The organism is Ezakiella peruensis (assembly GCF_900215725.1).
Classification (GTDB): Bacteria; Bacillota; Clostridia; order Tissierellales; family Peptoniphilaceae; genus Ezakiella; species Ezakiella peruensis.
This window is the reverse complement of record NZ_LT962469.1, coordinates 564,507-577,301: the sequence shown is the minus strand read 5'-3', so window position 1 is coordinate 577,301 and position 12,795 is coordinate 564,507. Positions and strand designations below refer to the sequence as shown.

Below are 12,795 nucleotides of genomic sequence, written 5' to 3'. Positions count from 1 at the left end.
AAAGCATTTTTATAATTTAAATACAAAAGACTTCAAATACAAAAACGTATTTGAAGTCTTTTATTTGTTTTATTTAACTGATTTTTTAACTGCATCTACAATTGCCTTTGAATTTATTTTGAAGTGTTCAAATAAATCTCCGCCCTTGCCGCTTGCTCCAAATGAAACCATGCCTAACTTTATTCCACCTTGAGTGTACTTATCCCAGCCAAATGTGGATAGTGCTTCAACAGATACTTTTGGTGTATCCTTTGGCAAAACTGAGAGTTTGTACTCATCTGTTTGATCTTCAAATAGATCCCATGAAGGCATGCTGACTACTCTTGTGCCAATTCCATAGGCCTCCAATTCCTTTGCTGCGTCCATTGCTATTGAGAGTTCAGATCCAGTCGCAATTACAATTGCATCAAGCTTTTCATCTTCTTTTTTAGCAATGTATGCGCCCTTTACAAGGTCTTTTGCATTTATATCAAGTGTTGGTAAGCCTTGTCTTGTTAATACAAGTGCAGTTGGCTTATGATTTTTAATTGCGACTTCCCATGCAACGATTGTTTCGTTGTAGTCTGCTGGACGAATTGTTGTAAAGTTTGGCAGACTTCTTAACATTGCAAGTTGTTCTATAGGTTGATGGGTTGGTCCGTCTTCTCCAACCCCTATTGAGTCGTGAGTTAGTACATAAACAACAGGAACATCCATAAGAGCTGAGAGTCTCATAGCTGCTTTCATATAGTCACTAAAGACAAAGAAGGTTGCGCAATATGGGCGAACGCCTCCGTGCAAGGCCATGCCGTTTGATATAGCAGCCATTGCAAATTCACGAATACCAAAGTGAATATTGCGTGGACTGTAATCGTCTTTTGAAATAAATCCTTGGCCATCAATAGTAGTATTATTTGAACCAGCTAAGTCAGCTGAGCCACCAACCAAACTTTGAACTTGTTTTGCAACTTCTTGAATTGCCTTACCACTTGCTGCCCTAGTCGCAATTTTTTCCTCCTTATCCATCAAAGAACTTAAGTCAACATCTTTCTCTGTGTGGATAAATTTAACAAATTTTTCGTATCTTTCTGAATTTTCTGTCTTTAATTCGTTCAAACTTGCCTTATATTCATCATAGGCCTTTACTTTTTCATCAATAATGGCCTTTACATGGTCTTTCACTTCTTGAGGAACAGTAAAGGATTCGTAGTTCCAACCGAGTCTTTCTTTTAAAATCTTGTAGTCATCTTCTTTTAGTGGAGCCCCATGACTTTTATTTTTGCCTTCTACACTTCCTGCACCAAAACCAATAACAGTTTTAATTTCTATTAATGAAGGCCTGTCATCTTCTTTGGCCTTGCTAATAGCTTTTGAAATAGCTTCGATGTCTGTGCCGTCTTCCAGCTTTTGAGTATGCCAGCCATAAGCTTCAAATCTCTTTAGTGTGTCGTCAGCAAATGTAATATCAGTTGACCCATCAATTGTAATATTATTTGAATCGTAAAGGACAATTAATTTTCCTAACTTATGGGAGCCTGCAAAACTTGCTGCTTCGTGGCTAATGCCTTCCATCAAACATCCGTCTCCTACTAGAGCGTATGTGTAATGGTCTACAGGATTGTTTGCTCCTTTAAATGTATCGTGGAGATGAGCTTCTGCTAGTGCCATGCCAACAGCCATGGCAAGTCCTTGACCAAGAGGTCCAGATGTAGCGTCAACTCCTAATGTGTGGCCGTATTCTGGGTGACCTGGTGTCTTTGAATTTAATTGTCTAAAATCTTTTAAATCATCCATGCTTAGTTCAAAGCCAAAGACATGAAGCAAGCTATACAAGAGTGCTGATCCGTGTCCTGCTGATAAAACAAACCTGTCCCTATTTGACCAATGAGGTTTGTTTGGATTAAATTTTAAATGATCTTTAAATAAAGCATAAGCCATAGGTGCTGCTCCAAGCGGTAAGCCTGGGTGTCCAGAGTTTGCTTTGCCAATCATATCGACAGAAAGCATTCTCAGCGTATTAATTGTAAGATTATCAATGTTGTTCATAATTCCTCCCTTATAGATTTTTTATTAGTCACTACTTTTATTAAAAAATGTGGTATTACTAACTGTCTTTTAATTCTGGATGGTTCTTTTAATAATCTATAAAACCATTCCATGCCAATTTTTTGTACCCATTTTGGTGCCCGTTTTAAATTTCCACTAATTACATCTAAGCTTCCTCCAACGCCTATTGACATTGAAGTTAGTCCATCTAATTTTGATATAAAATATTCTTGCTTGGGAAAACCCATTGCAGAAACAACTAAGTGCGGTTTTTTATTTTCTATATCCTTTAAAATTTCTTGCTCTTGGGGCGAATTTAATTCAAAATACCCATTATGGGCCCCCACTATATTTAAATTTTTATAATCTTTTTTTATATTTTCTATTGCCTGGTCCAGAGTTTCTTGTTTTGCCCCAACTATATAAATATCCAAAGCCTTTTCATCTGCTATTGATAAAATTTTCTTTAGAGTATCAAAGCCAGTTTGTCTGCCCTCACCTTCTATGCCGGCAATCTTTTGGGCAATTACAATCCCAACTCCATCTTTTAGTACGAGGCCAGCACTATTTATAAGTTCTATAAGTTTCTTGTCCTTTTTGGCCCTCATAACAATCTCTGGGTTTGGTGTGATTATCTTAAAATTATTGGACCCGGTCATATTTGACCTTAAAATTTCGTCAAGTTCATGGTCATTGATATCCGAAAATTTTACACCAAGCACATTAATTTTTCTCATTCATATCCTTTAGCAAGTCAAGTGCTTCAATCGCATTTAATCTTGCTAATTCCTTTCTTTCTTCGTCTTTATTTTCTATATTATTTAAATAACCTTTATCTGCTAAGCATTTTTTTATTTCTTGGTAAACTTTTTGCCCATCAATATCATTTATATCTATAATATAATCTGAGTCAATGCTCTCCATAAAGCTTTTTACTTTTGGGTCATAACTTATAGCCAGTGGCTTTGTATGAACTGCCGCAGAATAAATCACACCGTGAAGTCTCATGGCTAGAACCATCTGAGCCTTAGAAAAAATCCCCATAAGCGTAGTGACGCTCATATCTTCATAGTAAGAATAAAGGTTTTCATTCTGACATTTATCCTCAAGTCGCTTTAATATTGGAGTATCCTTGGACATATGCATTGGTATGAGCAAAATCTTGTGGCCTTCACTCATGAGTTTATTTATAGCAAAGGCCATCTGATCTATCATTTTCTCATCATCATTCCATGGCCTCAAATTTACAACGATAAATTCACCATTAATATTTATATCTGATAATATTTTCTCTGCCTCATCTGTATTTTCTTTAAGTAAGAAAACTGGATCGGACCTTACCAGACATTTATCTTTGGCTATTCCAATTTCTTCCAAGTACTTAGCCGAATCATCGTCTCTTAATGTAATTAAGTCAACATCCTTTAAAACTTTTTTAGTAAGCTTTCTATTGAATTTCCCATTTATTGGGCCAACTCCATTGGCATAGATACAAACTTTTTTATTCTTGCGTTTTGCAACAGAGATTACATATAAATAATACCAGAGAGACCGTGAACTCGTAACGTCTTGAAGCAAACTGCCTCCTCCAGATATGAGCATGTCTCCTTTCTTTATTGTTGATCCCACAACAAAAGGGTTAAACCTATATACTGCATCGACATCGTAGACCTCACGAGTCTTGTTTGGATTGTTGGATAAAACTCTTAAACGAAGAGTTTTGTCTCTTCTTTTTAGTTCGCCAACTATAGCTTCAAGAATCGCGTCATCGCCTTGGTTATCAAAGCCATAAAAGCCCGACAGCACAATAGTTTTGCCAAATAAAATCTTATTGTAAATATCCAACTGCATTCTAGACATGCTATGGCTGCTGTATTTATTCAAAACTATTTCATGGAGATTTTTCCCATATTGAATTCTTTTGTCGTCATTTTGAGCCAAGTCAAGCAAGCGTTCGCTTAATTTTTTATAATCGCCAGGCTCATAAGTGTATCCGCTATAATCATCGATTACTACCTTTGGAACGCCTCCCACATGAGTCGCAACCATGGGCTTGGAATACTTAGCACCCTCCAATATAACATAAGGGAAACTTTCTGATAAACTCGATAAAACATTTATATCTATGGCGTTGATAAATGAAAACGGATCTTTAACCTCGCCCAAAAAATGAACTCGGTCTGATATTCTAAGATCTTCTGTCATTTTTTTGAGCTCGTCCATTAGCCCGCCGCTACCACCTATTAAAAAGTCAGCATCAGCCTCTTTTAAAAATTCTTCAGCTGCCCTAATAAAAGTCCTGTGGTCTTTAACCTCATCAAGCCTTGCAAGAATTCCGATTTTAATTCCATCATGGCGAATATTATACCTGTCTAAAAACTCTTCTTTGGGTACAAATTTATCTTTGGCCTCAAGATTTATTCCATTGTAGACAACGTCAATATTTTTCTTGGAAAACCCACGATTGAGGAGCATGTTTTTAAAATCATCACTGACAGCTACATAATTTTTAAAACGTTTTAGAGCAAAGGTATTTAAATTTTTAAAAATCAATTGCTTATAAAAATTTCCCTTAAAATCCAATCTTGGATCTGAGTGAACAGTCGATAAAAATTTAACATGCTTTAATTTCTTCATCAAAAAAAAGGCAATAAAATTAGCCCTTGCCCCATGGCAATGCACCAAGTCTATTCCCTCTTTATTAACATATTCAACTATATCATTAACGACACTCAAATCAAATCTACTCTTTTGTTCAAAAACAACAGTAGATAACCCTAAGTCCTTGGCTTCATCCAAGAATACGTCTTTAAAAAATACTCCCAGCCTAACGTCAATGTGATTTTGTATCTCATTAAGTAGGGTCATAATATGCGTTTTTGCACCACCTGTATCGCCACCGCTAATAAGGTGAAGTACTTTAATCATTAATAAGTTTCCCCCTCGATAGGTTGTAAATACCATTCTTCGATGTTCAAGGCCTCAGATAAACCACTCTTTACCACAAGCGGAAATGAGCTCTTTGCATTTTGAAAACTCTTATTCTTAATTAATTTTGAAGTCTTTGGATTTTTCCAAATGCCAATCAAATTAACCTTTTCATCTTTAGCTTTCTTTAAAAAGTGATCATACATAGATTCTAAAGCTTCTTCACTAGTATATAAAATATCCATTACCATATAGTATTTTATATCAGCCTTGTCTATCTCCTTATAAATTATATATCCTTCTATGCCATCCTTGTAAGTAGAAATAAATTTATAATTAGGTCTATTATTTATCCTATTTGAAATCCATTCTCCAGATCTCTTAGCCATAAATCCATAATCAGACTTGACTTTATCAAAGAGTACATCAACTTGGTTTAAGTCCAGTTCATCCTTAAGGTCAAAGCCTGAATAAGTAATTTTTTTGGTCCTTAAATTTGAAATTGAATTTATTATCTTGGCTACAAATGTAAAAATTCCATTAGAAGTTACATTGGACGGATCTAGAATCTTTGCATAAGCATTGACCTCTCCAACAATTTTATAATCTTGCTTATCGACCAAGTTTATAAGTTCATACTGAAGGGGTAATGCATACATAAGTTCATTTTTTACTTGATCTTCAAATTCCCTATATAAATTTGTATATATGCCCTCTCTTCTTCTGTCTTTGATAACATTAGAATCAGCAATAAAAGTAGATTTATATTCCTTGGCCCTGTAATTTAAATCACGAATATTTACTCCAACAAAACCAATGATCTTATCATCTTCACAATAAGTTCTAAATTTAGATTCTTCTTGGTATTTGCTTAAAATATCTTCTTTATTTTTTATCCCAGTATTTTCTGACAAAAATTCAATATATTTATCTTCCATTAGTCCTCCTGCAAGTGGACGCTTATTCCCAAAGCCTTATCAATTTCTTTCATCTTTGCATCGGTCATCCTTCCAATTTTTTCTCTTAAACGCCTTTTGTCAATAGTTCTAATCTGCTCCAAGAGAATAACTGAATCCTTTGGAAGACCCCCAACATCCTTGCCAACATTTACGTGGGTAGGCATACTAGATTTGTTTTTTACAGATGTAATAGCCGCCACAATAGTAGTTGGAGAGAATTTATTTCCAATGTCGTTTTGTATTATTACAACAGGTCGAACTCCACCCTGCTCGCTACCAATAACTGGAGAAAGGTCAGCATAAAATAAATCTCCCCTCAATATAGTAATTTTCTCCCTATTTTGTTTTGGGGCTATTTTTTTAACATCCTGTTTTTGCAAATTGTTTTCTTTTATACTTGCCTTATCTAGCTTTTGATTGTTCTTATTATTCATATGTGCACATCCTATACATAGTTTATAATATCCTTAACCTCACCTTTATCGATGATAACTCTTGGAATTCTGCGTGATAGCATGCACATTATTTCATAATGGATAGTACCCATGATGGCCGCAAGTTCTGGTAAAGTTGTATCCCCTTCTCCTGAGCCAAAGATAACTACTTCATCGCCTATTTTTACATCGCTATTATCAGTAACGTCCACCATAAATTGGTCCATACAAATATTACCTATTGATGGAGCTTTCTTCCCATCTATGTTTACTGAAAATTTGTTTGATAGAAGGCGTGAAATCCCATCAGCATAACCTAGTGGAATTGTAGCAACTTTTGTAATGCGTTTTGTAACAAAGGTTTGGCCATAACTTACTCCACTTCCCTCAGGTAAAATTTTTAAATTGCTGACCAAAGCTTTCAAAGTCATTAGTGGTTTTAAATCCCATTTGCTTCTCATTTGACCTGAAGGCGGATAACCATACATGATAATTCCAGGCCTTACATAGTCAAGATCAAACTCAGGATAATCCATAATCGCACCGGAATTTGAAATATGTTTTTTTAATTTTTTTCCAAGAGCATGTTCAATCGAACTTACAAAAGTAGAAAATATTTGATATTGCTTCCTTGTGTTTCCAAGGTCAACCATGTCCGAAGTTGCAAAATGACTGTAGATACCATCGCACTCAATGTTTTCAAAAGAAATAATTTCCATTATCTTTCCAAAAGCAACAGTGCCTGGCAAAAATCCAATCCTACTCATACCAGTATCAATCTTGATATGAATTTTAGCTTTTTTACCTAGTTCGCCAGCAATTTTATTTATAAGCCTAGCCTGCTCCATATCGTAAACAGTCATTTCTAGGTCTTTCACTATAGCTTCTTTTATTTCAGTATCTCTGACATAATTTAAAAGTAAAATCGGATCATTGATACCAGCATTTCTAAGTTCAAGCCCCTCGCTTAAAATGGACACACAAAAACGGTGCACTCCAATCTCCTGCAATTTTTTTGCAATAGTAATCGCATCATGATTGTATGCATTAGCTTTAATTACTGCCATTATTTCACTATTTGGATTTAAGTGTTCCTTGATAATATGTATATTGTGGCATAAATTATCTAAATTTATTTCCAACCAACAAGGCCTTATATCTTCAAAATTCATATTCTCCACCTTCATATAAAATATACCACAAAAGCCCAGTTTTTTCAAGCATTGACCTAGACAATATTTTTTTGCATATTTGAGAAATATAGATCATATGGTATAATATATTTGAGGTGAATTATGCAAGAAAATTTAATGAAAAAAATAGAATTCGTAACAACAATTGAAAAAATGAAAACAATAGAAAGAAGAACCAAAATAATTGGATTAGATAGAAGAGAAAACGATGCTGAGCACAGTTTTTCTATCGCAACTATGGGAATTATTTTCCAAGACTACGCAGGAGATGTAGATATAGATAAATGCATTAGAATGCTCTTGGTCCATGACCTGGTTGAAATTGATGCTGGCGATACTTTTGCCTACGATACAGAAGGCTATAAAGACAAGGCCGAGCGTGAGCAAAAAGCTGCCGAGAGAATTTATGGAATTTTGCCTGGAGATTTGGGCGAAGATTTAAAAAATCTTTGGATTGAATTTGACGAATGCAAAACTCCTGAGGCAAAATACGCCAATGCCATGGATCGCTTACAACCCGTAATAAATAACATCTATAACAATGGTGGAACTTGGCTAGAATATAAAGTCAGCTGGGAAAGTTTTTTAAAACGCATGGAACCAATCAAAGAATTTAATGATGAAATTTATAATTATGTTTTAGAAAACGCAAAAAAATATTTTAAATAAAATTTTTTAACTAAATGCAGATAAATTTAAATTTTATTTGCTTCTTGATAATGGCTTGTAAGCTATAAATATTAGCTAGCAAGCCATTATTTTTTTGAAATTTTTCGTAAAAAATATCTCATATAAATTGTTACTCGTTTGTTTAATTATACACACTTGTGGGTAAAGTGTTTTTAAGGATAATATTTTACTCCTCATAAGCTTTTAAAATACATAGGTAAATGAGTTTTATTGGTAACTGAGAGTTTTGTATTATCAAATTATAAAACATAGAAAAGAGGAATTTTATGATTAAAGATTATGCAATGAAAAAATTAATAGGCTATTTAAACTCCAATCCAGACGAGAATATTCCAAAAGCAGTTGCCTGGGCCGAAAAATATTTGCCAGGAGTCAAGGATGACCCTAGCTTTCACAAAATAAAAGAAGCTGCTCTGGATAAAAATTCCAACTGGTATCCATTAATAGAAAGTATTTGGGACATAGACAAAGGCGTTAGAGAAACCATCCTTGTAAACTTTTTTGTCAACGGGTATATAAACTGGAAGGACAAACGCCCTAAGATGATGAAAAAATATGACTGCTCTATCCCCTGGACTATTTTAATGGATCCAACCAGTGGTTGTAATTTAAAATGTATTGGATGTTGGGCCAGTGAGTACGGAAACAAATTAAATTTAGATTTTGAAACTCTGGATTCGATCGTTAGGCAAGGAAAAGAATTGGGAATTTCAGTTTATCTCTTTTCAGGCGGCGAGCCTCTAGTAGCCAAAGATAGGATTATAAAACTATGTGAAGCCCACCCTGACTGCCTTTTTGTTTCATTTACAAACGGCACTTTGATTGACGAAGATTTCGCCAAAGAAATGCTCAGAGTGAAAAACTTTATACCAACCATTTCGGTAGAAGGCTTTGAAGATGCAACTGACTTTAGAAGAGGCAACGGAGTCTTTAAAAAAATTGAAGAAGCCATGGATATTCTTAAAAAATATAAGCTACCCTTTGGTGCATCTTGCTGCTACACCAGTCAAAATGTTGACTCTCTAAGCAGCGAAGCTTATTTTGATTGGATGATTGAAAAAGGAGCCCTCTATGCTTGGTTCTTTACTTTTATGCCAATAGGTGTAAATTCAACAACCGATTTAATGGTTAGACCTGAACAAAGAGAACAAATGTATCATGCAATAAGAAATTATAGAAAAACTAAACCAATTTTTACGATTGATTTTTGGAATGACGGAGAATATGTCCACGGTTGCATTGCAGGTGGCAGAAATTACTTGCATATTAATGCCAATGGAGATGTCGAACCCTGCGCCTTCATCCACTATTCAAATGTAAATATTAAAGAGCACACTTTAGTTGAATGTCTACAAAGCGACCTCTTTAAACAATATCAAAGCAATCAACCATTTAATGACAATCACCTAAAGCCATGTCCCCTACTTGACAATCCTGGCATGCTGCAAAAAATGGTTCACGCTTCTGGTGCTAAATCAACCGATATGGAGGCACCTGAAAATATTGATGACCTAAGTGCCAAAGTCAAAAATGCTGCTGAGGCCTGGTCACCAACAGCAGACAAACTTTGGGCAGAAAGTCAAAGTAAAAAGCAAGAAAAAATTGCCAAGTAATTTCTAAATTAAATGGCGATTGAAAAATAAAATTAAAGAATAAGATAGCAAGCGATATTTCTTATAATGCCTGCTAAATATTATCTTAGAACCTAGGAAAAAATCCTAGGCTCTTTTTTAAATTATATAATTTTTAATCCAGTAACTTTTTTAAAAATTGTCCTGTATAGGATTTTTTTACCTTTGCAACTTCTTCAGGCGTTCCTTGGGCAACAACTGTGCCTCCCTTATCGCCACCTTCTGGTCCAAGATCAATCACATAGTCAGAAGTTTTTATAACATCTAAATTGTGCTCAATAACAACAATTGTATTGCCACCCTCAGCTAATTCGTCCAAGACTTGGATTAGTTTTGATACGTCCTCAGAATGCAAACCCGTGGTCGGTTCGTCGAGTATATATATGGTCCTCCCCGTTGCTCGTTTAGAAAGTTCTGTCGCAAGTTTAACTCTCTGTGCTTCCCCACCAGACAAACTCGTGGAGCTTTGTCCTAATTTTATATAGCCCAAACCAACATTGTACATGGTTTCTAGCTTACGACTTATCTTTGGATGGTTTTCAAAGAAATACATGGCTTCTTCAACAGTCATATCTAAAACATCGGAAATAGTTTTATCTTTAAATTTAACTTCCAATGTCTCCCTATTATACCTCTTGCCCTTGCATACTTCGCAAGGAACATATACGTCTGGCAAGAAATGCATTTCAACTTTTATAATGCCGTCGCCCTTGCAGGCCTCGCACCTGCCGCCTTTTACATTAAAAGAAAATCTGCCTTTTTTGTAGCCTCTTGCCTTAGCTTCATTGGTCATTGCAAAGACATCACGGATTCCATCAAAGACTCCGGTGTATGTCGCAGGATTTGATCTTGGCGTTCTACCTATTGGCGATTGGTCAATAACAACCACCTTGTCAAAGACTTGATCATTTTCAACTCCATCTGATTTTCCTGGCTTGATTTTAGATTTATTTAAATCTCTGGCCAAGTTCTTGTATAAAATCTCATTTACCAGAGAGCTTTTGCCTGATCCACTTACACCTGTAACAGCTGTTATAACTCCAGTTGGAATTTTAACATCAATATTTTTTAAATTGTTTTCATGAGCGTTTTTAATCGTGACAAAATCAACTGGCTTGCGGCGTTCTTTTGGAACTTCAATTTTCTTTTTACCAGATAAATATTGGCCAGTTATACTCTTTTTATTTCTCATAACCTGCTTTGGCGTGCCAAAAGCTACAATATCTCCACCGTGAACTCCAGCGCCAGGTCCAATATCCAAAATATAATCAGCCTCTCTCATGGTGTCTTCATCGTGTTCTACAACCAAAACAGTATTGCCAATATCAGTTAGCTCTCTCAAAGTTTTTAAAAGTTTAGCATTGTCTCTTTGGTGAAGGCCGATGGATGGCTCGTCAAGTACATAAGTTACACCGACTAACTTTGATCCGATTTGAGTTGCCAATCTAATCCTTTGTGACTCACCGCCCGATAAACTTCCTGCCATCCTAGAGAGATTTAAATAGCCAAGGCCAACATCTTTTAAAAATCCAAGCCTTTCTTTAATTTCTTTTAAAATCTCTTCTGCAATTTTATTTTCCATTTCAGTGAGCTCTAGTTTTTCGAAAAACTCAATTTCTTTTTCAACATCCAGTTCAGTTAGCTCAGCAATATTTAAGCCGCCAACTCTTACGCTAAGAGCTTCCTTGTTTAGTCTTTTGCCTCCGCAAGTTTTACACGGAACTTCCTCTATAAATTCTCCAATTACCTCTTGGACCCAATCGCTAGAGGAATTGTCATAACGTTCTTGTAAATTGTTTACAGCGCCTTCCCATCTCCTAGTTACAGTTTTTCTCCTACCAGTCCTATCAAAGCCTGACTTATATGTGAATTTAACAGCATAATTAGTCCCATAAAGAATTTCATCTATCATCCCTTTTGGAGCTTCTTTAATCGGTGCATCTAAGCTAAAGTTCCAGTGTTTGGCAATTTCAGCAAACATCTTCATATAAAATGAATCCATGTCGGTATTGCCGTAGCTTGCAATTGCCCCTTGCTTGATTGAAAGCTCACCATTTGTAATAAGCCTATCGGGATTAATAGTTTGGAAAAATCCTAAGCCATTACAAGTTTCGCACATCCCAAAGGGGGAGTTAAATGAAAAAAGTCTGGTAGAAACCTCCTCGAATGAAATTCCACAATCTATACATGCAAAATTTTCACTAAAAGGAATATTTTCCTTGGACGTTTCCACAACTATATAGCCATTGCCTAATTCAAGAGCCGTTTCAAGCGAGTCAACCAAACGCTTTTCGATATTATCCCTTCTAATAAGTCTGTCGACGACAACTGCAATATTGTGATTTTTATTTTTTTCAAGTTCTGGCACACTTTCAATATCATAAAGTTCTCCATCTACATAGACGCGTACATAGCCGTCTTGTTGGATTTGCTTAAAAACATTTTTATGCTCGCCTTTTTTGCTTCTGACAATTGGTGCAACTATCATCATCTTTTCGCCTTCATCTAGACTCATAATCTTGTCGACCATTTGATCGATAGATTGTTTTTCAATTAACTTGCCACATTTTGGGCAGTGAACCTTGCCAATTCTGGCGTAAAGCAGCCTGTAATAGTCGTAAATTTCTGTAACAGTCCCCACAGTTGAGCGTGGATTCCTATTTGTAGTTTTTTGATCAATTGAAATAGACGGACTAAGTCCACCAATATATTCAACAGCTGGCTTTGTCATATTGCCAAGAAATTGCCTGGCGTATGCAGACAAACTTTCTACATACCTGCGTTGGCCTTCTGCATAAATTGTATCAAAGGCCAATGAGCTCTTGCCAGAACCCGATAGGCCTGTAATAACTGTCATTTTATTCCTAGGAATATTAACAGAAATATTTTTTAAATTATTTTCATGTGCACCTTTTATTTCAATGTATTCGTTCAA

The 12,795-nt window shown here is 35.5% G+C and carries 9 protein-coding genes; 2 read left to right on the top strand and 7 right to left on the bottom strand.

The window, feature by feature from the left end; all coding sequences use genetic code 11:
- Window positions 1–69: 69 nt before the first annotated feature.
- The 6 genes from tkt to alr all read right to left on the bottom strand — a co-directional run bounded on the left by tkt (window position 70) and on the right by alr (window position 7,518).
- Window positions 70–2,025: a transketolase gene (gene tkt / locus CUU59_RS02735; protein WP_099950483.1), complete on the bottom strand. Its 1,956-nt coding sequence runs from the start codon at window positions 2,023–2,025 to the stop codon at window positions 70–72.
- The gene (locus tag CUU59_RS02730) at window positions 2,022–2,762 is read right to left on the bottom strand and encodes a WecB/TagA/CpsF family glycosyltransferase (protein WP_099950482.1); all 741 of its coding nucleotides are present in this window, start codon (window positions 2,760–2,762) and stop codon (window positions 2,022–2,024) included. The genes tkt and CUU59_RS02730 overlap by 4 nt, the downstream gene beginning before the upstream one ends.
- A complete protein-coding gene (gene csaB, locus CUU59_RS02725) occupies window positions 2,749–4,953 on the bottom strand; it encodes a polysaccharide pyruvyl transferase CsaB (RefSeq protein WP_169922832.1) in 2,205 nt (734 codons plus the stop codon). The genes CUU59_RS02730 and csaB overlap by 14 nt, the downstream gene beginning before the upstream one ends.
- A complete protein-coding gene (locus CUU59_RS02720; protein WP_099950480.1) occupies window positions 4,953–5,891 on the bottom strand; it encodes a GNAT family N-acetyltransferase in 939 nt (312 codons plus the stop codon). The genes csaB and CUU59_RS02720 overlap by 1 nt, the downstream gene beginning before the upstream one ends.
- The gene (locus CUU59_RS02715; RefSeq protein ID WP_146036074.1) at window positions 5,891–6,241 is read right to left on the bottom strand and encodes a type II toxin-antitoxin system PemK/MazF family toxin; all 351 of its coding nucleotides are present in this window, start codon (window positions 6,239–6,241) and stop codon (window positions 5,891–5,893) included. Before CUU59_RS02715 ends, CUU59_RS02720 begins: the two co-directional genes overlap by 1 nt.
- 116 nt (window positions 6,242–6,357) lie before the next feature.
- Window positions 6,358–7,518 carry an alanine racemase gene (gene alr / locus CUU59_RS02710; protein ID WP_169922831.1) on the bottom strand — a complete coding sequence of 387 codons (1,161 nt, stop codon included), beginning with the start codon at window positions 7,516–7,518 and terminating at the stop codon, window positions 6,358–6,360.
- A 123-nt stretch (window positions 7,519–7,641) separates the two neighbouring features.
- On the opposite strand from alr, the gene CUU59_RS02705 reads away from it, so the two are divergent.
- Both CUU59_RS02705 and CUU59_RS02700 read left to right on the top strand, forming a co-directional pair.
- Window positions 7,642–8,208 (top strand): HD domain-containing protein, encoded by a 567-nt coding sequence (locus tag CUU59_RS02705; RefSeq protein ID WP_099950477.1) that lies wholly within the window; start codon window positions 7,642–7,644, stop codon window positions 8,206–8,208.
- Window positions 8,209–8,495: 287 nt separating this feature from the next.
- Window positions 8,496–9,842 (top strand): radical SAM protein, encoded by a 1,347-nt coding sequence (locus CUU59_RS02700; RefSeq protein WP_099950476.1) that lies wholly within the window; start codon window positions 8,496–8,498, stop codon window positions 9,840–9,842.
- A 133-nt stretch (window positions 9,843–9,975) separates the two neighbouring features.
- Here the strand turns inward: CUU59_RS02700 and uvrA are convergent, their stop codons facing one another.
- Window positions 9,976–12,795: an excinuclease ABC subunit UvrA gene (uvrA, locus tag CUU59_RS02695; RefSeq protein ID WP_099950475.1), complete on the bottom strand. Its 2,820-nt coding sequence runs from the start codon at window positions 12,793–12,795 to the stop codon at window positions 9,976–9,978.

Coding starts and splice junctions, on each gene's coding strand:
- tkt (WP_099950483.1), bottom strand. CDS start 2,025: ATGAACAACATTGATAATCTTACAATTAATACGCTGAGAATGCTTTCT.
- CUU59_RS02730 (WP_099950482.1), bottom strand. CDS start 2,762: ATGAGAAAAATTAATGTGCTTGGTGTAAAATTTTCGGATATCAATGAC.
- csaB (WP_169922832.1), bottom strand. CDS start 4,953: ATGATTAAAGTACTTCACCTTATTAGCGGTGGCGATACAGGTGGTGCA.
- CUU59_RS02720 (WP_099950480.1), bottom strand. CDS start 5,891: ATGGAAGATAAATATATTGAATTTTTGTCAGAAAATACTGGGATAAAA.
- alr (WP_169922831.1), bottom strand. CDS start 7,518: ATGAATTTTGAAGATATAAGGCCTTGTTGGTTGGAAATAAATTTAGAT.
- CUU59_RS02705 (WP_099950477.1), top strand. CDS start 7,642: ATGCAAGAAAATTTAATGAAAAAAATAGAATTCGTAACAACAATTGAA.
- CUU59_RS02700 (WP_099950476.1), top strand. CDS start 8,496: ATGATTAAAGATTATGCAATGAAAAAATTAATAGGCTATTTAAACTCC.